We start from the raw sequence: 19,913 nt of genomic DNA, 5'->3' as shown, positions 1-19,913 counted from the left end.
ACAAGGAATCTGAAAAATGGCAAAACGTACCTTCAAGATCTACCGCTACGACCCGGACACCGACGCCAAGCCGTACATGCAATCCATCGACGTGGAGCTCGACGGCTCCGAGCGCATGCTGCTGGACGCACTGGTCAAGCTCAAAGCGGTGGACCCCACTTTGTCCTTCCGCCGCTCTTGCCGTGAAGGTGTTTGCGGCTCCGACGCCATGAACATCAACGGCAAAAACGGTCTGGCTTGCCTGACCAATCTGAATACGCTCAAAGGCGACATCGTCTTGAAGCCTCTGCCAGGCCTGCCCGTCGTGCGCGATCTGATCGTGGACATGACCCAGTTCTTCAAGCAGTACCACTCGATCAAGCCTTACCTGATCAACGAAACACCCCCTCCTCAGACAGAGCGCCTGCAATCGCCTGAAGAGCGTGACGAGTTGAACGGTTTGTACGAGTGCATCTTGTGCGCCAGCTGCTCGACCAGCTGCCCCAGCTTCTGGTGGAACCCCGACAAGTTCGTGGGCCCAGCCGGTCTGTTGCAAGCCTACCGCTTCATCGCCGACAGCCGCGACCAAGCCACTTCGGAGCGCCTGGACAATCTGGAAGACCCCTACCGCTTGTTCCGCTGCCACACCATCATGAACTGCGTCGATGTTTGCCCCAAGGGTCTGAACCCCACCAAGGCCATCGGCAAGATCAAAGAAATGATGGTCCGTCGCGCCGTCTGATGAATTCCACAGCACTCCTCGAAGACGCGTCCTTGTTCGACGCTGACCGCTACGCCCCCTTGAGCGAGCGGTCCTTGAGCAAATTGCGCTGGCGCAGCCGCCGCGGCTTGCTCGAGAACGACCTGTTCATCGAACGCTTCTTCGACCGGCATGATTCTCGCTTGACCGTTGGCCAAGCCCGAGGCATGTATGTGCTGATGGACCTGTCAGACAACGATCTCATGGACTTGCTGTTGCGCCGCAAGGAACTGCAGCCCGAGATCAGCACCGAAGAGGTGCGTGAAGTCCTGGACATGTTGAGAGCGTGATCCAAACTGGATCACACCTGAATTTTTGAGGAAACCCGCCATGAAACTCGCCGATAACAAAGCCACCCTGTCGTTCTCCAACGGCAGCCCCAGCGTCGATATGCCCGTCTACTCAGGCAACATCGGCCCCGACGTGATCGACATCCGCAAGCTGTACGCACAGACCGGCATGTTCACTTACGACCCCGGCTTCTTGTCCACGGCTTCCTGCCAATCGGCCATCACCTACATCGATGGCGACAAAGGCGAGTTGCTGTACCGCGGTTACCCTATCGAACAGCTGGCCAACAAGGCCGACTACCTGGACACCTGCTACCTGCTCTTGAACGGCGAATTGCCCGTGGGCCAGCAAAGCAAAGACTTCCACAAGCTGGTAAACCAGCACACCATGGTCAACGAGCAGATGCAGTTTTTCCTGCGCGGCTTCCGCCGTGACGCTCACCCCATGGCCGTGTTGACTGGCTTGATCGGCGCCCTGTCGGCCTTCTACCACGACAGCACCGACATCAACAACCCTGAGCACCGCCACATTGCCGCGATCCGCTTGATCGCCAAGATGCCTACCTTGGTCGCCATGGCTTACAAATACGGCGTGGGTCAGCCTTACATGTACCCCCGCAACGAACTGTCCTACGCGGGCAACTTCCTGCGCATGATGTTCGGCACACCTTGCGAAGAGTACGTGGTCAACCCCGTGCTCGAGCGCGCCATGGACCGCATCTTCACATTGCACGCAGACCACGAGCAAAACGCGTCGACCTCCACCGTGCGTCTGTGCGGCTCGTCCGGCACCAACCCCTTCGCAGCCATTGCTGCGGGCGTGGCATGCCTCTGGGGCCCTGCCCACGGCGGCGCCAACGAAGCTTGCCTGAACATGCTGGAAGACATCCAGAAAATGGGTGGCATCTCCAAAGTCGGCGAGTTCATGGAAAAGGTCAAGGACAAGAACTCCGGCGTCAAGCTGATGGGCTTCGGTCACCGCGTTTACAAAAACTACGACCCACGCGCCAAGTTGATGCAAGAAACTTGCGACGAAGTGCTCAAAGAGCTGGGCCTGGAAAACGACCCCCTGTTCAAGCTGGCCAAGGCCCTGGAAAAGATCGCCCTGGAAGACGACTACTTCGTCAGCCGCAAGCTCTACCCCAACGTGGACTTCTACTCTGGCATCGTGCAGCGCGCCATCGGCATTCCCGTGAACCTGTTCACCGGCGTGTTCGCTCTGGCCCGCACCGTTGGCTGGATTGCCCAACTGAACGAAATGATCAGCGACCCCGAGTACAAAATCGGCCGCCCACGTCAGTTGTTCACAGGCTCCCCACGCCGCGACGTGCAGCGTTGATCGGTTTTCAGCCGAACCCCAAAAGCCCGCCAAGTGCGGGCTTTTTTCATGGCCCAGCCAAGCCCCCATTCGACCGCAGAATTCAGCCCACTGATGCGTCACGTCCCGACGACTTGAGTCGCAGTGGCCCGGGACTGTTAGGCCGATTTGCGGGCGCGAAGCGACTGATGAGGCCTGGCAGCCCCGGGCCCCGGCCGCTCAAGTCCCCGCAGCGACCAAAAGGCCTTGGCAGACGGTCAGATGAAGGCCGCCTATCCGCATAAAATGGCAGGTTGCACAGCAAGGAAGCTCCATGGCACGCACGCTTTACGACAAGATCTGGGACGAACATGTCGTCCACACCGAAGAAGACGGTACCTCCGTCCTGTACATCGATCGCCATCTGGTGCACGAAGTCACCAGCCCACAAGCCTTTGAAGGCCTGCGCCAAGCTGGCCGCAAAGTCTGGCGCGTCAGCTCCATCGTGGCCACCGCCGACCACAACACCCCCACCACTGGCTGGGAACTGGGCTACGACGGCATCACCGACCCGATCAGCAAAGAACAAATCACCACGCTGGACTCGAACATCAAGGAATACGGCGCTGCAGCCTTTTTCCCCTTCATGTCCAAGCGCCAAGGCATCGTGCACGTCATTGGCCCTGAAAACGGCGCCACCTTGCCCGGCATGACCGTGGTCTGCGGCGACTCGCACACCTCCACCCACGGCGCATTTGGTGCACTGGCCCACGGCATCGGCACCTCCGAGGTCGAACACGTCATGGCCACCCAGACCTTGCTGGCCAAAAAAGCCAAGAACATGCTCATCAAGGTCGAGGGCACCTTGGCCAAAGGTCTCACCGGCAAAGACATCGTGCTCGCCATCATCGGCAAAATCGGTACCGCTGGCGGCACCGGCTACACCATCGAATTCGCAGGCTCGGCTATCCGCAGCTTGAGCATGGAAGGCCGCATGACGGTCTGCAACATGGCCATCGAAGGCGGCGCACGCGCAGGCCTGGTGGCAGTGGACGACAAGACCATCGAGTACGTCAAAGGCCGTTTGCTCTCACCCACGGGTGTGGAGTGGGACCACGCCGTGGCTTACTGGAAGACCTTGCACTCGGACGCTGACGCGCACTTTGACGCCGTGGTGGAACTGGATGCCAGCACCATCGTGCCGCAAGTCACCTGGGGCACCTCGCCCGAAATGGTGCTGGGCATCGACGGCCACACGCCCGACCCCGACAAAGAAAAAGACGACGTCAAGCGCGACGCCATCGAACGCGCTCTGACTTACATGGGCCTGCAGCCAGGCAAAGCTTTGGCCGACATCACCATCGACAAAGTCTTCATCGGCTCGTGCACCAACAGCCGCATCGAAGACATGCGCGAAGCCGCCGCCGTGGTCAAGAAGCTTGGCCAAAAAGTGGCCAAAAACGTCAAGTTGGCCATGGTCGTGCCCGGCTCGGGCTTGGTCAAAGAACAAGCCGAGCGCGAAGGTCTGCATGAGATCTTCACCGCTGCGGGCTTTGAATGGCGCGAGCCCGGCTGCTCCATGTGCTTGGCCATGAACGCCGACCGTTTGGAGCCCGGCGAACGCTGCGCATCGACCTCCAACCGCAACTTTGAAGGCCGTCAAGGCGCGGGAGGTCGAACCCACTTGGTCAGCCCTGCCATGGCCGCAGCGGCAGCCATCCACGGCCACTTCGTTGACGTTCGCAAATTCGCCTGAAGCGATCGAGGAATCACAACATGCAGAAATTCACCCTCCTCAAAGGCATCGTGGCCCCGATGGACCGCGCCAACGTGGACACCGACGCCATCATCCCCAAACAATTCCTCAAGTCGATCCGCAAGACGGGCTTTGGCCCCAACCTGTTCGACGAATGGCGTTACCTGGATGTGGGTCAACCCGGCGTGCCCGAGTCTGACCGCAAGCCCAACCCCGATTTCGTGCTGAACCAACCGCGTTACAAAGGCGCGTCGGTGCTCTTGGCACGCAAAAACTTCGGCTGCGGCTCCTCACGTGAGCACGCACCCTGGGCCATCGACCAGTACGGCTTTCGCTGCGTGATCGCCCCCAGCTTTGCCGACATCTTCTTCAACAACTGCTTCAAAAACGGCCTGCTGCCCATCGTGCTGCCCGAAGCCGCTGTGGACCTGCTGTTCAACGAAGTGGCCGCCTTCCCGGGCTATGAGCTCACCGTGGACTTGGAGCGCCAAGTGGTGGTGCGCCCCCAAGGCGAAGAGATCCCCTTTGAGGTGCAGGCTTTCCGCAAGTACTGCCTGCTCAATGGCCTGGACGACATTGGCCTGACCCTGCGCCACGCCGACAAGATCAAAGCCTATGAAGCCGAGCGCTTGGCCACCAAGCCCTGGCTCGCACACACCGCCGTCAACGCATAAAAAACCCGAGAACCCCCATGAAAATCGCAGTCCTTCCCGGTGATGGCATCGGCACCGAAATCGTCGCCGAAGCCGTCAAAGTCCTGAACACGCTCGACCTGAAGTTCGAGATGGAAACCGCCTTGGTCGGCGGCGCCGCTTACGACGCCTATGGCCACCCTCTGCCCGAAGCCACGCTCAAGCTGGCCATGGACAGTGACGCCGTGCTGTTCGGCGCGGTCGGCGATTGGAAATACGACAAGCTCGACCGCCCCTTGCGCCCCGAGCAAGCCATTTTGGGCCTGCGCAAAAACATGGGCCTGTTCGCCAACTTCCGCCCCGCGATTTGCTACGAGCAGCTGGTCGGCGCGTCCAGCCTCAAGCCAGAACTGATCGCGGGTCTGGACATCCTGATCATCCGCGAGCTGACCGGCGACATTTACTTTGGTCAGCCCCGTGGTCGCCGCATCGCGACCGATGGCCACTTCCCTGGTGCTGAAGAAGCGTTTGACACCATGCGCTACTCCAAGCCCGAGATCGAGCGCATTGCCCATGTGGCCTTCCAAGCCGCCCGCAAGCGCAACAAGCGCCTCACCAGCGTGGACAAAGCCAACGTGCTGGAGACCTTCCAGCTCTGGAAAGACGTGGTCACCGAAGTCGGCCAGCAGTACCCCGATGTGGCGCTGGACCACATGTACGTGGACAACGCGGCCATGCAATTGGTCAAGGAACCCAAGCGCTTTGACGTGGTGGTCACGGGCAATATGTTTGGCGACATCCTGAGCGACGAAGCCTCGATGCTGACCGGCTCAATCGGCATGCTGCCTTCGGCCAGCCTGAACACCAAGAATCAGGGCTTGTACGAGCCCAGCCACGGCAGCGCCCCCGACATCGCAGGCAAAGGCATTGCCAACCCCCTGGCCACCATCTTGTCGGCGGCCATGATGCTGCGCTTTTCCTTGAACCAGGAAAAAGCGGCTCAGCGCATCGAAGCGGCCGTGCAAAAAGTGTTGGCCCAAGGCCTGCGCACCGGCGACATCTACAGCGAAGGTACCACCAAGGTCAGCACCCGCGAAATGGGTGATGCGGTGGTCAAGGCGCTGGCCTGAATCCCGCATGGATGCTGTCAGGAAGTGCTCAGACAGCATCCATTACAATACCTCGCATGTTTAACGCCCGCCTGTTCTCCTTGAACTTCGCCACTGCCGCCACGGCAGCGGCTGGCGAGCGTGCAATCACCACAAAAACCACGACCATTAAGGGCTGATCCGGCCTGGTTCGTCGTGCGCCCTCCCGGCCAGACGAGCCGGGCAAACAGTCTGGTCTGACACTGTTTTAAAAACTGAAAGGGCGTTGAAATGAGCAAGTTAGTAGGTTTGGTCGGCTGGCGCGGCATGGTCGGCTCGGTTCTGATGGACCGCATGATTCAGGAAAAAGACTTTGACCTGATCGAGCCATTGTTCTTCTCCACATCGAACGCGGGCGGCAAAGCCCCCTCGATGGCCAAGAACGAAACCACCCTGCAAGACGCTTTCAACATTGAGCAGCTCAAGCGCTGCGAGATCATCATCACCGCCCAGGGCGGCGACTACACCTCCGAAGTCTTCCCCAAGCTGCGCGCTGCGGGCTGGAACGGTCACTGGATCGATGCCGCATCGACCCTGCGCATGGAAAAAGACGCCGTGATCATCCTGGATCCGGTCAACATGCCCGTGATCAAAAACGCCCTGGCCCACGGCGGCAACAACTGGGTGGGCGGCAACTGCACCGTCTCGTGCATGTTGATGGGCGTGGGCGCTCTTTACAAAGCCGGGCTGGTCGAGTGGATGAGCACCCAGACTTACCAAGCCGCTTCGGGCGGCGGTGCACAACACATGCGTGAGCTGTTGACCCAATACGGCACCCTGAACGCCGAAGTCAAAGCCCTGCTGGACGACCCCAAGAGCGCAATTCTGGAAATCGACCGCATGGTGGTCGCCAAGCAACGCGCCCTGACCGGTGCCGAGACCGCCAACTTTGGCGTGCCCCTGGGTGGCTCCTTGATCCCCTGGATCGACAAGGACCTGGGCAACGGCATGTCCAAGGAAGAGTGGAAAGGCATGGCCGAAACCAACAAGATTTTGGGCATGGGCGAGGGTTTTGGCTCTTCCGCAATTCCCGTGGACGGTTTCTGTGTGCGTGTGGGCGCGATGCGCTGCCACAGCCAGGCCTTGACCTTCAAGCTCAAAAAAGACGTGCCCGTGGCCGACATCGAAGCCATGATCGCCGCAGACAACGAGTGGGTCAAAGTGGTGCCCAACACCCGCGAAGCCACCATCCACGACCTGACCCCAGTGGCAGTGACCGGCACCATGACCATCCCAGTGGGCCGCGTGCGCAAGCTGGCCATGGGCCCAGAGTACGTCGGCGCCTTCACCATCGGTGACCAACTGCTGTGGGGCGCGGCCGAGCCGCTGCGCCGCATGCTGCGCATCTTGTTGGATGCCTAAGTTGTGATATCTTCGATTACCAACTAATTAGGTACGAGATATGGGAAAAATGACACCTATCGAAGCAAGAGTCTCCACACTCAAAGCATTAACTGCTGCAACCGTGCTCGCTTGGAGTCTGCCTTCCCACGCTTTGACCTTGGGCAAATTCCAGTCTTTGTCAGGGATTGGCGAGCCCTTGCGGGCAGAGGTGGAAATCACACAATTCACACCCGATGAGCTGCGTGGCCTTCGCGCGCAATTGGGTTCGGTCGCCAGTTTTCGACAAGCCGGGATGGAGTACAACCCTGCCTTGGTCGATCTGGCGACGCGAATTGATCACCGAAGTGATGGTCGCCCCTTCATCGTCTTGAGCGGACGAGTCCCGGTTCAAGAATCGTTCATCGACCTGATCCTTGAAGCCCAGTGGCCGACGGGTCGCGTCGTGAAAAACTACGCTTTGTTGCTCAACGCAGATGTCCGGCAGACCAGTGCGCCACTGACTCAGCGCAATCCAAGTGATGTCATCACGTCCCCAGTCAGTCCAAATCGTTCAACCCCAACGATCTCGCCCCCCCCATCAAACGACGGCGGTCTCAAACCCACCAGTGTCGAACTGAATGCCAACCAGGTGCCGGTTTACCGGTACGAATCCGTGGGCTCTGCCCCTACAACGCCTGCTCCCACGGCGACAGCTTCTACCCCTGTCACTGTGAACGCAGTACCCGTTGTGACCCATCCGTCAGCGCCCGTCACCTCTTTTGCCGGTGGTGATGCCCTCACGGTCAGATCTGGCGATACAGCTTCCAATTTGCTTGCACAGAGGTTGCCACCGAACGTCTCGCTCGATCAAATGCTGCTGGCCCTTGCACGCGCGAACCCCAATGCCTTCATTGAAGGCAACGTGAACTTGGTGCGCGCGGGCACAGTATTGCGCATTCCAACGGCCAATGAAGCCACCCAAATTTCTCGCTCAGAAGCGCGTCAAATGGTGCTGGCGCAAAACCGTGACTTTGCGGCCTACGCGCTTCGCGTGGCCCAGTCACCATTGCTGGTGACTACTGGCCAAAGTCGTGAGATGTCTGGCAGCGTGACCAACGCCACACCGAGCGAGCCCGTCTCAAGCAATCCTCAAGACAAACTGACATTGTCCAAAGCCCAGGCGGGTGAGGGCAAGGCTGAAGCCAAACTGGCCACGGAACGTGAAGCCAAAGACACGGCCGAGCAGCTTCAAGCGCTCCATCAAAACCTTCAGGATCTTGAGGCTCTGTCCAAGAACAAAAAGCCAGACGCAGACAAGCACCCCTCTCCAGCGCTCACTGGGGCAGCCCAGCCCCAGCCCTCACTGCTCGATCAACTGAGCCAAAACAAGTCGATGTGGATGTGGGTCATTGGGGCGCTGTTGGGTTTGATGGCCATGGTCTACTGGATCCGCAATAAGAGCGCTCAGTCGCAAGCGGTTTTCGCCCCTTCTTACGACGACATACCGTCCCCCGCCGAGCCAGCTGCAGAAGGCACAGGGCAAATCCCTCCACAAATGGCTGGGATTGATTTGAACCTGAATAACACTTCAGCGACCTCGGCACCCACGGTGAACGACGCGACCACAGCACCCACAGTCAACGAAGTGACCGAACAAAACAAACTGGCTTTGGCCAGTCAATTGCTTGACACCGGCGACAAGGAGTTGGCCCGCACGCTGATCATGTCTGTGGCATCCACAGCCAGCGGTGACCTCAAGGCCCGCGCGCTCCAGATGCTCGGTCAAATCGCGTGAGACTGGCGCTCGGTGTCAGCTACTCCGGCACGGCCTACCAAGGCTGGCAAAGTCAGTCTTCCGGACTGACCATCCAAGACAAACTCGAAAAGGCCCTCGCGGCCTTTGCGGATGTCCCCCGCGTGAGCACCTTGTGCGCTGGACGCACCGATGCGGGGGTGCATGGCCTGATGCAGGTGGTGCACTTTGACACCAACCTCGACCGCACGCCTTACTCATGGGTGCGTGGCACCAACCGCTTCTTGCCCGACGACATTGCCGTGCAATGGGCGCAGTATGTCCCCGACAGCTTCCATTGCCGCGCCAGCGCCACGGGTCGGCGTTATGTGTACGTGTTGCTCGATTCACCCGTGCGCCCCAGCCTCGATGCCGGCCGCGTGGGTTGGTCCTACCGCCCACTGGCCGAGGAGCCCATGCGCCAAGCCAGTTTGCATTTGCTGGGTGAGCATGATTTCTCCTCGTTTCGGGCCAGCAGCTGCCAAGCGCTGTCACCGGTCAAAACACTCCGCACAATCGACATCTCCCAAAAAGGCCACTACTGGCGTTTTGAGTTCGAAGGCAATGCCTTCTTGCACCACATGATCCGCAACATCATGGGCTGCATGGTCCAGGTGGGCCAAGGCCAGCAAAGTCCCGACTGGATGCTGCAGGTCCTGCATGCCAAAGACCGCGACGCAGCGGCCCCCACCTTCTCGCCCAATGGCCTTTACTTTGCCGGACCGATTTACAGCGCAGAATGGGGCCTGCCCGACACCACCCCACCCTTTGACTGGTTGCCATGACCGTGCAGCGCACCCGCATCAAAATGTGCGGCTTCACCCGCGAAGCCGATGTTCAAGCCGCAGCCCTGGCTGGCGCTGATGCGGTGGGCTTTGTGCTGTACCCGCCCAGCCCCCGCCATGTGAGCATCGAGCGCGCTGCCGAGCTGGCGCAGCTGCTGCCCGCCTTTGTATCGCCAGTCTTGCTGTTCGTGAACGATTCTGCCGAGCGCATCCGCCAAGCTTGCGCAGCGGTGCCAGGCGCTGTTTTGCAGTTCCATGGCGACGAAACGCCCGAGTTTTGCGAGGCCATGAGCCAAGCCACGGGCCGCCCCCACCTGAAGGCCGCCCGAATCCCCTTGACCGAAGCGGCCCGCTTTGACTTGGTAAAATTCGCTGAAATTCACCAAAAAGCCCAAGCCATCTTGCTCGACGCGCACGTCGACGGGTACGGCGGCGGCGGAAAAACATTCAATTGGTCACTGCTGCCACCAAGCGTCAATGCTCACCTCGTTTTGTCTGGTGGACTCACACCTGCAAACGTGGCCGATGGCATTCGCGCCTTGCGGCCACGGGCACGGTCTTTGGCCGTTGACGTGAGCTCCGGCATCGAAGCAGGCAAGGGCCTGAAAGATGCCGACCAAATCCGGCAGTTTGTCTTGGCGGTCCGCGCCGCAGACAACGCCTCCTGAAATCCGTTTTCCAAGGTCACCATGTACGACTACCAACAGCCCGATGCCAAGGGGCACTTCGGCATTTATGGCGGCAGCTTTGTGTCAGAAACCCTGACGCACGCCATCAACGAACTCAAAGCGGCCTACGCCAAGTACCAGCACGATCCTGCGTTCATCGCCGAATTCAAGTCGGAGTTGGCGCACTTTGTGGGTCGCCCCTCCCCCGTCTACCACGCGGCCCGCATGAGCCGTGAAATGGGTGGAGCGCAAATCTTCTTGAAGCGCGAAGACCTCAACCACACCGGCGCCCACAAGATCAACAACACCATCGGCCAAGCCATGCTGGCCAAGCGCATGGGCAAAACCCGCATCATTGCCGAGACCGGCGCGGGCCAGCACGGCGTGGCCACCGCCACCATCTGCGCCCGCTATGGCCTGGAGTGCGTGGTCTACATGGGCAGCGAAGACGTCAAGCGCCAAAGCCCCAACGTCTACCGCATGAAGCTCTTGGGCGCGACCGTGATCCCGGTCGAGTCAGGCAGCAAGACACTCAAAGACGCCCTGAACGAAGCCATGCGCGACTGGGTGGCCAATGTGGACAACACCTTCTACATCATCGGCACCGTGGCGGGCCCGCACCCCTACCCCATGATGGTTCGCGACTTCCAAAGCGTGATCGGCGAAGAGTGCCTCACGCAAATGCCCGAGATGTTCAAGAGCCTGCAAATGGCCGAGCAGCAACCCGACGCGGTCATTGCCTGCGTGGGCGGCGGCAGCAACGCCATGGGCATCTTCTACCCCTACATTGCCCATGAGAACACCCGCTTGATCGGTGTGGAAGCCGCCGGCGAAGGCATGGATTCGGGCAAGCACTCGTGCTCGCTGCAGCTCGGCAGTCCTGGCGTGCTGCATGGCAACCGCACCTACATCTTGCAAGACGACAACGGCCAAATCACCGAAACCCACAGCGTGAGCGCGGGCCTGGACTACCCCGGCGTCGGCCCCGAGCACGCCTTCTTGAAGGACATCGGCCGCGCCGAATACGTGGGCATCACCGACAAGGAAGCGCTCGAAGCCTTCCACTACCTGTGCCGCACCGAGGGCATCATCCCCGCGCTCGAGTCGAGTCACGCCGTGGCCTACGCCATGCAGCTGGCCAAAACCATGCGCGCTGACCAGTCGATCCTGGTCAACCTGTCGGGCCGTGGCGACAAAGACATCGGCACCGTGGCCGACCTGAGCCAAGCCGACTTCTACTGCCGCCCCAGCTGCCGTGGCCAATCGGTCAAAGGCGGCGATCAGCCCGTGATCCTCATGAAATGACCCCTGTAGGAGCTTGCCTGCAAGCGATCATCCTTCGCCAGCAGGGCTGGCTCCCACAACAGCCACACTGAATCCCCCATGAGCCGCATAGACACCACCCTCTCCCAACTCAAAGCCCAAGGCCGCAAGGCCCTGATCCCGTTTGTGACGGCAGGCTTTCCCTTTGCCGACAGCACCCCTTCGCTGATGCACGCCATGGCCGGTGCCGGTGCCGACATCATCGAGTTGGGCGTTCCGTTTTCGGACCCCTCCGCCGACGGCCCTGTGATCCAAAAGGCGGGCGACCGCGCCCTGGCCTATGGCATTGGATTGGTGCAGGTGCTGGCCATGGTGCGCGAGTTTCGCCAAACCAACACCAGCACCCCCGTGGTGCTGATGGGCTACGCCAACCCGGTGGAGCGCTATGACCAAAAATTCGGTGCTGACAGCTTCATCCGCGACGCCTCGGCTGCGGGTGTGGATGGCGTGCTGATCGTGGACTACCCGCCCGAAGAGTGTGTGGAATTTGCCGCCAAACTGCGCGCCCACAGCATGGACCTGATCTTCTTGCTGGCCCCCACCAGCACCGACGAGCGCATGCAGCAAGTGGCCCAGGTTGCCAGCGGCTATGTCTATTACGTGTCACTCAAAGGCGTGACAGGCTCTGGCGCCTTGGACATCGATGCGGTGGAAACCATGCTGCCGCGCATCCGCCAACACGTGAGTGTGCCGGTGGGCGTGGGCTTTGGCATCCGCGACGCCGCCACGGCCAAAGCCATCAGCCGCGTGGCCGATGCGGTGGTCATTGGCAGCCGCCTGATCCAGTTGATCGATGCCGAACCGTCCGATCGCATCAACGCTGTGGCCTACGAGTTCTTGAGCGGCATCCGCCAAGCGCTGGACGCCTGATCCCGTCTGAAGTCGCTGACCGCGTTTCAACGATAATCCGCCCCTGAAGGAGAACCCTCATGAGTTGGCTAGAAAAACTGCTCCCCCCAAAAATTCAGCACACCGACCCGGCCGATCGCCGACAAGTGCCTGAAGGCTTGTGGATCAAATGCCCCAGCTGCGAGACCGTGCTCTACAAGACCGACCTCGAAGAAAACCAAAACGTCTGCCCCAGCTGCTCGCACCACCTGCGCATTGGCGCACGCGCCCGTCTGAACGCATTCCTGGACGGTGAAGGCCGCTACGAAATTGGCCAGGAAGTGGTGCCCGTGGACGCTTTGAAGTTCAAAGACAGCCGCAAGTACCCCGAGCGCCTCAAAGAAGCCATGGACAACACGGGCGAGACCGATGCCCTGGTGGTCATGGGCGGCTCGGTGCACAACATCGAGCTGGTGGTGGCCTGCTTTGAATTCGACTTCATGGGCGGCTCCATGGGCTCGGTGGTGGGTGAGCGTTTTGTGCGCGGCGTGGAAACCGCCATCGCGCAAAAAGTCCCCTTTGTGTGCTTCACTGCCACCGGCGGCGCCCGCATGCAAGAAGGTCTGCTGTCCCTGATGCAAATGGCCAAGACCAATGCCGCGCTGACCCGTCTGGCCAAAAAAGGCCTTCCCTACATCAGCGTGCTGACCGACCCCACCATGGGCGGCGTGTCCGCAGGTTTTGCTTTCGTGGGTGACGTGGTGATTGCCGAGCCCAAAGCCCTGATCGGCTTTGCGGGCCCCCGCGTGATCGAGACCACCGTGCGCGTGACGCTGCCCGAGGGCTTCCAGCGGGCCGAGTTCCTGCAGACCAAGGGCGCGGTGGACTTCATCTGCGACCGCCGCGAACTGCGCAAAACCGTGGCCAGCACCTTGGCCATGCTGCAGCGGCAGCCGGCCGATGCGGTGAGCTGATCACGCAGCGATCTCCGAAGCAAAAGGCCCTCGCATGAGGGCCTTTTGCTTCGGGGGCGATGCTGTTCAATACATCCAACTCATTTGCAACTGGGCCAGCACGATGCCCAGCAGCTGCAAAACCAGCAGCAGCGCGATGGGCGACAAATCCACACCGCCGACAAGAGGAATCCAACGGCGAAATGGCCGTAAAAAGGGACTGCACAAACGCTCACTCAACGTGTGCATGGGCGAGCCCGGATTGACCCAGGACATGAGCGCCAAGACCAACACCAAAGCGCCCAGCGCCGACACCACCAACTGCGCCAGGCCGACCAAGCCGACCAAGGGCAAGAGGCCAAGCTGACCGCGTCCGCCCGCCAAAAACCACAGCACGCCGAATTGCGCGAGTTTGACCAACCAAGCCCCCAGCAAGCTCGACAAATCCCAACCAGACCCAGTTGGAATGACCTTGCGCAAGGGCAGGACCAGCCAGTCGGTCACGGTAAACACAAAGCGGCCCAGCGGCTGCTGAAACGAAATGCGCTGCCACTGCATGACAAAGCGCAACAAACAGGTGCCCGCCACCAGGCCGGCCACCACTTCCAAAACCATGTTCACCATCTGCAACCACATCGCTTTTTCTCCTGCTCGTGCGATGATACCCAGATGCCTGAAAACCACGTCCTCTCCCCTGAATCCTTGACGGCATTGCCCCTGTTCCCCTTGGGCACGGTGCTGTTTCCGGGCGCCCTCTTGCCCTTGCAGCTGTTTGAGCTGCGCTATTTGCAAATGATTGGCGAGTGCGAGCGCCAAGGCACCGGCTTTGGGGTCGTGACATTGACCCAGGGCCGCGAGGTGCACCGCCCCGGGCAGGCGGCCGAGCAGTTCGAGCCCATCGGCACGCGGGTGCAAATTGAGCGCATCGAGCGGCCCCAAGCGGGCTTGGTGCGGGTCTGGTGCAGAGGTCTGGAAAGGTTCAAGATTCACAGCACCGCGCAACGCAGCGACGGTCTGTGGCAAGGTCAGGTGCAAGCGCTGCCGCCTGAGCCTCAGGTGGCCGTCCCGGAGCACCTTCAGCACCTGTCCGACCAGATGCACGGGGCCCTGCAAAGCCTGAGCGCCCAGCAAAGCGTGGTGCCGCACTGGAACGAAGCCTGGCGCCTGCAAGACTGCAGCTGGCTGTCTGACCGCTATGGCGAATTGCTGCCTTTGCCCCTGGCCATGAAATACCGACTGTTCGCCTTGCAAGAGCCCTTGATGCGGCTGGAATTGATCGGCGATCTGGTCGCGCCAACTTCTGATGCTGTTTCGGACGGGAAACCGCCCGCAAACTCTTAAAATAGAGGGCTTTGCGCCTTCGCGCACATTCCAACCCCGGATCTGGCGCCCCCTGCGCCGCGTCCCAACTGCTCCTCGCCATGTCTGACACGACCGCCAACGCCGCTGCCGCCCCAAGCCCTGCCCCACAGGATGAAAACCAGCTGATCGCCGAGCGCCGCGAAAAACTCAAGGCCATGCGCCAGGCGCAGGCTGAAGGCAAAGGCGTGGCATTCCCCAACGACTTCAAGCCCGAGCACCACGCCGCCAACCTGCACCAGGCCCATGGCGACAAAGCCGCCGAAGAACTGAACGGCGAAGGCGTGGCCAAGACCACGGCCAAAGTCGCTGGCCGCATGATGCTCAAGCGCGTGATGGGCAAGGCCAGCTTTGCCACGCTGCAAGACGCCACCGGCCGCATCCAGGTCTATGTGACCCGCGACGACGTGGGTGAAGACCTGTACGCCCTGTTCAAGCACTGGGACCTGGGCGACATCGTGGGCGTGGAAGGCCATTTGTTCAAAACCCGCACCGGCGAGCTGTCGATCCATGCCACATCGATCCGCATGCTCACCAAGAGCCTGCGCCCCATGCCTGACAAGTTCCACGGCGTGGCCGACCAGGAAGTCAAATACCGCCAACGCTATGTGGACCTGATGACCGACGAAGCCGCCCGCAAGCGTTTCATGGCCCGCAGCAAAGCCGTCAGCGGCATCCGCGAGTTCATGGTCCAGCACGGCTTTCTCGAAGTCGAAACGCCCATGCTGCACCCCATTCCCGGCGGTGCCAATGCCAAGCCGTTCATCACACACCACAACGCGCTCGAACAAGAAATGTTCTTGCGCATCGCGCCCGAGCTGTACCTCAAGCGCCTGCTGGTGGGTGGGTTTGAGCGCGTGTTCGAGATCAACCGCAACTTCCGCAACGAAGGCATCTCGGTGCGCCACAACCCCGAGTTCACCATGATGGAGTTCTACGCGGCCTACTGGAACTACCAGGACCTGATGGGTTTCACCGAAAGCCTGATCCGCGACGCGGCCATGACCGCAGCAGGCACGCTGGACTTGACCTACAACGGCCAACCAGTGGACCTGAACAAGCCTTTCGCCCGCATGACCATCCGCGAAGCCATCGTGAAACACACCGAAGCGGGCGACAACGTGGACAACGCCGAGTGGCTGATCAATGCCCTGAAAAAGCTGGGCATGAACGAAGAGAAAAACAAGCTGTCCACCCGCAGCTTGGCCAGCCTGCAGGTGTTCTACTTCGAGGAAACCGTGGAGGACAAGCTCTGGGAGCCGACCTTCATCATGGAGCACCCGACCGAGATCAGCCCGCTGGCCCGCGCCAATGACACCCGCCCCGAAGTGACCGAGCGCTTTGAGCTGTACATCACCGGCCGCGAGTTTGGCAACGGCTTTTCCGAGCTGAACGACGCCGAAGACCAGGCCGCACGCTTTCACGCGCAAGTGGCCGCCAAAGACGACGGCGACGACGAAGCCATGTACTACGACCACGACTTCGTGCGCGCCCTCGAATACGGCATGCCCCCTGCGGGCGGCTGCGGTATCGGCATCGACCGCCTGATGATGCTGCTGACCGACAGCGCCAGCATCCGAGACGTGATCTTGTTCCCGGCGCTGCGCCACGTGCAGGAATAACGAGCAGCAACAGGCATCAAATGCTCAACCGGAGCATCAAATTAGTTACAATGAACTCCTTTTTTTAATCAAAAGGGGTTTTTAATATGCTAAAAATTGTTGTTCCAAGCATTGTTGCACTGACTGTCTTAGCTTCAGGATGCTCGACCCTCACGTCCGAAGGCACCAGTCAAAATCTTTCACTGATGACTTATTCAGCAGATAACAACGACTTGGTTGGCGCTGCCTGCGAATTGAAAAATGATGAAGGCAGTTGGACAGCTGTTACACCGGCTACCGTGATGGTTCATCGTTCAAACAAAGATTTGATCGTCAAATGTACAAAATCCGGATTTTCTGACGCCCGAGCCAACGTTGTCTCCAAAACAAAAGCCAATATGTTTGGAAACATCATTTTTGGCGGTGGGATTGGCGCGATCATCGATCACAACAATGGAAGCGCCTACCAATATCCACCAGTGATCAAGATGATTATGGGTGAAGATAAAACAATCAAAGAAGGCTCAAACTAAGCACATGAGTAACTTGAGATGAATTCCTCCCATTCATCTCAAGGCATCGGCCTGATTTTTATGAAAAAGCACTTTACAGCCGTTGCAATCCTTCTGGCAATTACCTCCTGCTTGCTTTTCTTTAAATACAAAGAAGAAAAAACCGAATTCAAGAGCACAACGGTGACACTGAGTCTCAAGGACTACCTTCTAAACAGTTTTTTGGCCGAGCTTCCCGATATCAACAAAAAATTACCTTATGTCATTGACGACAAAACAATTTTGTTGAACGTCGAATACAAGGATGAAAAAATTATCCACTTGTATGAGCTTAAAAAATATCAAAAAAATAAATTTTCTGAAGAAAAAATATTGCAAAAAATGGCTCTTGTATTGAAAGAGCAAGCCTGCTTCGACCCCATCCGGAAAAACATGCTAGCAGCAGGGATAGATTTTTTGAACGTTTACCGTGATTCTGCAGGTCAACTGGCTTTCAAAATCTCAATTAATCAATCAGACTGCAATGACATTCATTCGGCATCGCGAGTGTCTTCATAGCCCTTATACGCTGGCGTTGATTTTCATCTATTGAATACGCGCCTATCCTGCAATTGAGGCGCGTCGCCCAGCATCTCGCGCACCTTTGTATTGGTCCAGCGAAAAATCCACAAGGCAGGCGTGGAAACTGGTGGTTGTAAAAACCAATCCAGTCACCCATGATCCTATTGCGTGTTACTGACTCTCAAAGCTGTGTCGGTGCGGGCGATTCTATTTGAGTGTGCTGACCAACCGAACGACCCCATAAACCCAGCTGAAACAGGGTTTTGGGGTGCGCTCAACAGTCACAAATGAACAGCCATCTGATGCCGTCCACACTGCACGCGTCAAACCAGCGTCACTGTAACGGCTTGTTGAACCAAAAGATCCAAGCCAAGATCAGCATTGCTGTAGACATGGTATGCCGAACCATTGATTGTTTGTTTTGATGCGGTCCAGGCATAGGTTGAGCCCCCCAACAAATCGTCCAGCACCACTTTGTCCGCCGCATCCCCATCAATGCGCATTTGCACATGTCCATTGGAGATGAAACTGTTCTTCACACCCAGCGCCAGTACATCGCTCGTTGTCAAATTCAGAACATGAGCAGCATCCCGAACGGAGCCGCCGCCCGACAGGCTGATGTGGTTGATGGCCACCACATCACCCACTTGCGGGCTGCTACTGTGCAAAGCCGACAGATCCAAGCTCACCGTATCAGCGGCAAGAATGTATTTGCCAATGGAACCTGCAAGTTCCCCTGATGGTCAGTCCAAATTCCCCCACCCGTGGCCACCCCAAATTCCCCCAGGCAGCGCCCTCAGATTATGACGCGTCAGCTTGGATGACCAAGCGCGCCGCCGCCTCCTTGAGCCTATAGCTCTTGCCCTCAAACTCCAGCATCACGCAGCGGTGCATCAACCTGTCCAAGATCGTGCTGGCCATCGTCACATCCCCCAGATACTTGCCCCAATCCTGCACCACCCTGTTGGAGGTCACCACCATTGCTCGCCTGAGCTTGTAGCGCTGGTGAACAATCGCTTGCAACACTTCTGCCGCCTCCGCCGTGATCCGCCTGGCCAGAAACAGATCGTCCACGATCAACAAATCCGGCTTGACCCACTCCCTGAGCAAACTCGCTCTGTCCTGGCTGCCCGCCAGCGCATAACGCGCAAACTCGGTGTCCGCCTCCAAATACCGTACGTCATAGCCCTGCAGCGTGGCCTGGTACGCCAGTGCCTTGGCCACATGGCTCTTGCCCGTGCCCGGTTTGCCCACAATGAGCGCATTGGCCCCTTCGGTGATGAACTTCAAGGTGTGCAACTCAAAGCACGCAGCCCGGGGTATCTTGGGGTTAAAGCGCCAGTCCAAGTCCACCAAGGAGGCCTTCTCATCGAGCCCCGAGCGCTTGTAGCGGCGATCGAGCAGCACCGATCTGCGCCGCTCCAGCTCGTCTTGCAGCAAGGCGGCAAAGGTCTCCAGGAATGACTCCTGGCTGGCCTGGGCCTGCATGGCGCGTGTGCTCAGCGTTTGCTGCATGCCCGACAGGCGCAGCTGACGCAAAGCGTTGTCGATCTCGGTCATGTTCATGCCTGACCTCCTTGGGCTGTATCCATGGCCCGGCTCGCGGCCGCACCGGCGAGCATGGCCGCATGGGTGAACAAATCCGCATACTCGTCAGCCTGGCGAATGAGCTCATGCTGCTGGGCCAGAGGGTCTTCATGAACGAGGTCACTGGCAACCCGGTCTGCATGGCCATCGTTTGCGGCCTCGTCCATGGCCTCCATGGCTTGGGCAAACAAACGCTCGGCCAAAGTCTTGACATGGTTGTAGCTGTAGACCCCTTGCTCCAAGGCCTGGGCGCAGGCGCTGTCAATGCAGACAGCCGGGTAGCGTTTGGTCAATCCCACGATGCCCCAGAGCTTTCTTTGGCCCACCCGGCCCTCTGCTGCAAACATCAGCTCACACAGGCGGCTGGCATGCTGGCCGATTTCTTTGGCCTGGCGCAAGATTTGCCGTGTCTCACGCGATGGGTTGAACACCCGCTCGTCTGCGGGCAGCACCACCGAGCCGGGCCGATCGGCCTTGGCATGGGTGCGTAGCAAAGCGCCTTGCAGATCCCGAATCTCGATGCGCCGCTCAAAGATGCGCACCAGCACTTTGGCTCCAATGGCCGCAGGCCGGGCCGCGTAGCTGCTGTGATCGACCCGCACGCAGCTGTCATCGCACACGGTGCGCACCCCTTGGGTGAAGTACTGCATGCCCAGCAGGGGCAAGGGTTTGAGGTGTGGGCGCTCGGCTTCGAACATGGCCTGCACCTGTTGGCGCTCGGTGCCGTGGATGCGCTTGGCGGCCCAGTTCGTCTCCCAA

21 protein-coding genes are annotated in these 19,913 nt (G+C 59.4%); 17 read left to right on the top strand and 4 right to left on the bottom strand.

Annotation, left to right across the window (positions count from 1 at the left end; genetic code table 11):
- Positions 1-16 precede the first annotated feature (16 nt).
- From QLQ16_RS00105 to accD, 13 genes are all read left to right on the top strand, one after another.
- Positions 17-721: a succinate dehydrogenase iron-sulfur subunit gene (locus tag QLQ16_RS00105; protein ID WP_108371714.1), complete on the top strand. Its 705-nt coding sequence runs from the start codon at positions 17-19 to the stop codon at positions 719-721.
- The gene (locus QLQ16_RS00100; RefSeq protein ID WP_283222661.1) at positions 721-1,029 is read left to right on the top strand and encodes an FAD assembly factor SdhE; all 309 of its coding nucleotides are present in this window, start codon (positions 721-723) and stop codon (positions 1,027-1,029) included. The genes QLQ16_RS00105 and QLQ16_RS00100 overlap by 1 nt, the downstream gene beginning before the upstream one ends.
- Before the next feature lie 40 nt (positions 1,030-1,069).
- Entirely contained in the window at positions 1,070-2,368 is a 1,299-nt protein-coding gene (locus tag QLQ16_RS00095; protein ID WP_283222660.1) for a citrate synthase, read from the top strand.
- A gap of 292 nt (positions 2,369-2,660) precedes the next feature.
- The gene (gene leuC / locus QLQ16_RS00090) at positions 2,661-4,082 is read left to right on the top strand and encodes a 3-isopropylmalate dehydratase large subunit (protein WP_283222659.1); all 1,422 of its coding nucleotides are present in this window, start codon (positions 2,661-2,663) and stop codon (positions 4,080-4,082) included.
- Between the two features lie 20 nt (positions 4,083-4,102).
- The gene (gene leuD, locus QLQ16_RS00085; protein ID WP_283222658.1) at positions 4,103-4,756 is read left to right on the top strand and encodes a 3-isopropylmalate dehydratase small subunit; all 654 of its coding nucleotides are present in this window, start codon (positions 4,103-4,105) and stop codon (positions 4,754-4,756) included.
- A gap of 17 nt (positions 4,757-4,773) precedes the next feature.
- Positions 4,774-5,844 carry a 3-isopropylmalate dehydrogenase gene (gene leuB / locus QLQ16_RS00080; protein WP_283222657.1) on the top strand — a complete coding sequence of 357 codons (1,071 nt, stop codon included), beginning with the start codon at positions 4,774-4,776 and terminating at the stop codon, positions 5,842-5,844.
- A 249-nt stretch (positions 5,845-6,093) separates the two neighbouring features.
- The gene (gene asd / locus QLQ16_RS00075; protein WP_283222656.1) at positions 6,094-7,224 is read left to right on the top strand and encodes an aspartate-semialdehyde dehydrogenase; all 1,131 of its coding nucleotides are present in this window, start codon (positions 6,094-6,096) and stop codon (positions 7,222-7,224) included.
- A gap of 103 nt (positions 7,225-7,327) precedes the next feature.
- Positions 7,328-8,980 (top strand): type IV pilus assembly protein FimV, encoded by a 1,653-nt coding sequence (locus tag QLQ16_RS00070; RefSeq protein ID WP_283222655.1) that lies wholly within the window; start codon positions 7,328-7,330, stop codon positions 8,978-8,980.
- Entirely contained in the window at positions 8,977-9,762 is a 786-nt protein-coding gene (truA, locus tag QLQ16_RS00065) for a tRNA pseudouridine(38-40) synthase TruA (RefSeq protein WP_283222654.1), read from the top strand. The genes QLQ16_RS00070 and truA overlap by 4 nt, the downstream gene beginning before the upstream one ends.
- Positions 9,759-10,430, top strand: a complete 672-nt coding sequence (locus QLQ16_RS00060; protein WP_283222653.1) for a phosphoribosylanthranilate isomerase — start codon at positions 9,759-9,761, stop codon at positions 10,428-10,430. Before truA ends, QLQ16_RS00060 begins: the two co-directional genes overlap by 4 nt.
- 21 nt (positions 10,431-10,451) lie before the next feature.
- Entirely contained in the window at positions 10,452-11,735 is a 1,284-nt protein-coding gene (trpB, locus tag QLQ16_RS00055) for a tryptophan synthase subunit beta (protein ID WP_283222652.1), read from the top strand.
- 78 nt (positions 11,736-11,813) lie between these two features.
- Positions 11,814-12,623: a tryptophan synthase subunit alpha gene (gene trpA / locus QLQ16_RS00050; RefSeq protein ID WP_283222651.1), complete on the top strand. Its 810-nt coding sequence runs from the start codon at positions 11,814-11,816 to the stop codon at positions 12,621-12,623.
- 59 nt (positions 12,624-12,682) lie between these two features.
- A complete protein-coding gene (gene accD, locus QLQ16_RS00045) occupies positions 12,683-13,555 on the top strand; it encodes an acetyl-CoA carboxylase, carboxyltransferase subunit beta (protein ID WP_283222650.1) in 873 nt (290 codons plus the stop codon).
- A gap of 66 nt (positions 13,556-13,621) precedes the next feature.
- Here the strand turns inward: accD and QLQ16_RS00040 are convergent, their stop codons facing one another.
- Positions 13,622-14,170, bottom strand: coding sequence for a YggT family protein (locus QLQ16_RS00040; protein ID WP_283222649.1), 549 nt, complete (start codon positions 14,168-14,170; stop codon positions 13,622-13,624).
- 33 nt (positions 14,171-14,203) lie between these two features.
- Between QLQ16_RS00040 and QLQ16_RS00035 the strand changes: the two genes are divergently transcribed.
- From QLQ16_RS00035 to QLQ16_RS00020, 4 genes are all read left to right on the top strand, one after another.
- Positions 14,204-14,875 (top strand): LON peptidase substrate-binding domain-containing protein, encoded by a 672-nt coding sequence (locus QLQ16_RS00035; RefSeq protein WP_283222648.1) that lies wholly within the window; start codon positions 14,204-14,206, stop codon positions 14,873-14,875.
- An 80-nt stretch (positions 14,876-14,955) separates the two neighbouring features.
- Positions 14,956-16,515 carry a lysine--tRNA ligase gene (gene lysS / locus QLQ16_RS00030; RefSeq protein ID WP_283222647.1) on the top strand — a complete coding sequence of 520 codons (1,560 nt, stop codon included), beginning with the start codon at positions 14,956-14,958 and terminating at the stop codon, positions 16,513-16,515.
- Positions 16,516-16,601: 86 nt separating this feature from the next.
- Positions 16,602-17,027, top strand: coding sequence for a hypothetical protein (locus QLQ16_RS00025; RefSeq protein WP_283222646.1), 426 nt, complete (start codon positions 16,602-16,604; stop codon positions 17,025-17,027).
- 18 nt (positions 17,028-17,045) lie between these two features.
- Positions 17,046-17,564 (top strand): hypothetical protein, encoded by a 519-nt coding sequence (locus QLQ16_RS00020; RefSeq protein WP_283222645.1) that lies wholly within the window; start codon positions 17,046-17,048, stop codon positions 17,562-17,564.
- A gap of 326 nt (positions 17,565-17,890) precedes the next feature.
- Here QLQ16_RS00020 and QLQ16_RS00015 read toward each other — a convergent pair whose 3' ends face one another.
- From QLQ16_RS00015 to QLQ16_RS00005, 3 genes are all read right to left on the bottom strand, one after another.
- Complete coding sequence (locus QLQ16_RS00015) at positions 17,891-18,202, bottom strand: hypothetical protein (protein WP_283222644.1); 312 nt, start codon at positions 18,200-18,202, stop codon at positions 17,891-17,893.
- A gap of 166 nt (positions 18,203-18,368) precedes the next feature.
- A complete protein-coding gene (gene istB, locus QLQ16_RS00010; RefSeq protein ID WP_283222643.1) occupies positions 18,369-19,133 on the bottom strand; it encodes an IS21-like element helper ATPase IstB in 765 nt (254 codons plus the stop codon).
- On the bottom strand, positions 19,130-19,913 hold a 784-nt coding region (locus QLQ16_RS00005; RefSeq protein WP_431310359.1), incomplete at its 5' end, for a Mu transposase domain-containing protein. The genes QLQ16_RS00005 and istB, both read right to left, overlap by 4 nt.

The organism is Limnohabitans lacus, assembly GCF_030053395.1.
Taxonomy (GTDB): Bacteria; Pseudomonadota; Gammaproteobacteria; order Burkholderiales; family Burkholderiaceae_C; genus Limnohabitans_A; species Limnohabitans_A lacus.
Note: the sequence above shows the minus strand (reverse complement) of the source record. Positions and strands in the feature narration are given on the sequence as shown.